General features: G+C 43.2%; 4 protein-coding genes and 1 pseudogene. 2 read left to right on the top strand and 3 right to left on the bottom strand.

Annotated features, from left to right (window positions below; translation table 11 throughout):
* The coding region (locus HRT75_RS14685) for an IMP dehydrogenase (protein WP_291188353.1) at positions 1 to 197 on the top strand (197 nt) is incomplete at its 5' end.
* A 70-nt stretch (positions 198 to 267) separates the two neighbouring features.
* Here HRT75_RS14685 and HRT75_RS14680 read toward each other — a convergent pair.
* The 3 genes from HRT75_RS14680 to HRT75_RS14670 are packed head-to-tail and all read right to left on the bottom strand — an operon-like array spanning position 268 to position 1,541.
* Positions 268 to 777: an OmpH family outer membrane protein gene (locus HRT75_RS14680; RefSeq protein WP_291188350.1), complete on the bottom strand. Its 510-nt coding sequence runs from the start codon at positions 775 to 777 to the stop codon at positions 268 to 270.
* 57 nt (positions 778 to 834) lie between these two features.
* Positions 835 to 1,080, bottom strand: a complete 246-nt coding sequence (locus HRT75_RS14675) for a hypothetical protein (protein WP_291188347.1) — start codon at positions 1,078 to 1,080, stop codon at positions 835 to 837.
* Positions 1,081 to 1,082: 2 nt separating this feature from the next.
* Positions 1,083 to 1,541 (bottom strand): SRPBCC family protein, encoded by a 459-nt coding sequence (locus HRT75_RS14670; RefSeq protein ID WP_291188344.1) that lies wholly within the window; start codon positions 1,539 to 1,541, stop codon positions 1,083 to 1,085.
* A gap of 161 nt (positions 1,542 to 1,702) precedes the next feature.
* Between HRT75_RS14670 and HRT75_RS14665 the strand changes: the two are divergent.
* Positions 1,703 to 2,139: pseudogene (locus HRT75_RS14665) on the top strand (peptidylprolyl isomerase); the annotation flags it as partial.

Here is a 2,139-nt window from a genome sequence, read left to right as displayed (position 1 = left end):
CCTATAAAGGAGAGCTATATGAAAGTGTGCATCAGTTTGTTGGTGGTTTACGCGCTGGGATGGGGTACTGCGGAGCTAAAGACGTTCCAACGCTTCAAGAGACCGGGAAATTTGTAAAGATCACCTCTTCTGGAATTCATGAAAGTCACCCGCACAATGTGACCATCACCAAAGAGGCGCCAAATTACAGCCGATAGTTCTTTCGGTATAAAGCAAAAAAAAGCACTGTTTTCAAACAGTGCTTTTTTTTTGAGTTGTTATTGCTACTTACTCTTCCGTAGGCAAACCGAGCTTTTGCATTACAGCAATGGTCACATCGAATTTAGGATCCAAGTAAGCAACCGTTGCATTGCTGGTCAATACCTGTGTATATCCTTGTTCTTGTGCTACCGTCTCTAAAGCGGCTCCTACTTTCTTGTAAAGCGGTTGCATCAATTCGTTCTGCTTGAGTTGCAATAAGGTCACCGAGTTTTGACGAAACTGTTGCATTTCACCTTCCAGTTCAATGATCTCGTCTTGCTTGGTCTTTTTGATGGCATCGCCATAAGTAGTTTCGTTTTTCTGGTATTGAGCAATCAACGAATCGTACTTAGCGATCTTTTGACCCAATTCAGTGTCCAATTCTTTTCCGTAAGACTCTACACCAGCCTTCACAGTTTCTAAATCTGGCATTTTGCTCAAAATATAGTCCACATCAATGGTACCTACTTTTGAAGTTTGGGCGAACATTTGAAAAGAGGTCGCCACTGCAATGATTCCTATAAGATAAAAACGCATAATTCTAATTTTTTGCAAATATAGAATTTTAGGTTACAATTACGGTGCCAATTAACACTAACTGCCTTCGGTAATGCGTTGACCGCGATGTGGTTTAAGAATTTCGCGGAGTTTCTGGGCATCGTTTAGGTCCACTATCGCAAAGGCAGCCTGCCACATTGGGGATTGTTCCAACACTCCAGTATCGTAGCATGGAAAGGCTTCGCGCTCAAAGAACTCGTCCAAATGAATCACATGATGAGCCGCGGTTTGAGCCGCTGCTGGACCTCTAAAATCCCAAAGTAATCTCGCTTTTTCTGCCATAATTAAGCCTCTTCTGCTACTGAGGTCCCGTCTTCCACAAAGGCCTTAAAATCGGTCATGTATTTCAATGACTGCTTCTTAAAGGCACCGGGCATGAGCCACCCCATGAATTTCATTCCTAAACCTTGGAATTGAAACTCACAATCAGAAACCCATTTGGTCTTCCCATCTGGTGTGCTGTCAAAACGAAGTTTTTGAATATTGTGTACGCCTATGGTGTCGTAATTGGCTTCAAACTCGTGTGGAAAATTCCGCTTTACAATGGTTTCTGTAAGACTCATTTCACGCTTGCCCATTTGGTAGTTCAAGCGCATTTGCGCACCTTCTTGGCCAGGCTCTCCGCTAAGTTGCTCATAGCTGATAAGACCGCGTTGCCAGTGCTTCATATTCTCAGCACTGTCCAATTTGGCAATAACTTCTTCTATGGGGCTGTCTATGGTAATTTCACAGGTGTACTTCATCGGTGATGATGTTTAGTTGTTGAACTGCGGATTAAAGGTAGCAAAATTCCCAGAGCGTTATTTTTTTCTTAAAAATATGCGGCCCACTGTAGACATGGCGTTAAATTCTTGCTTGCCCCCGGCTTTTTGCTATTTTTGCGGATACCATAAAAAAGTGATTCATGCTCAAAAGAAGCCTACTTAACTTTTCCTTGATTGCCTTGACGCTCTTTGGAGCTCATGCCCAGCAATTGGAAGACAAGACCGTTCTTACCATTGGCGATAAAGCCATTACTGCAGGAGAGTTCATGCGTGTTTACAACAAGAACTTGAATTTGGTTACCGATGCGTCGCAACGCGAGGTGGATAATTATCTGGATCTCTATATTGACTATAAACTAAAAGTTGCTGAAGCCTATGACATGGGCTTGGACCAAACAGAGGCACATCAAACGGAATACCGCAAGTACAAGCATAAACTCGCCACTACCTATATGAATGTGGGAGAGGTTACTGATGGGCTGATGAAAGAGGCTTATGCCAGACAAGCAGAACAAATCCACGCCAGACATATCCTGATAAAAGTATCTGTGGACGATCTACCGCAAGATACCTTGGC

The sequence above is a fragment of the Gilvibacter sp. genome (assembly GCF_013214815.1).
Taxonomy (GTDB): domain Bacteria; phylum Bacteroidota; class Bacteroidia; order Flavobacteriales; family Flavobacteriaceae; genus Gilvibacter.
The sequence above is the reverse complement of the archived record's forward strand: the minus strand, read 5'-3'. Positions and strand labels throughout refer to the sequence as shown.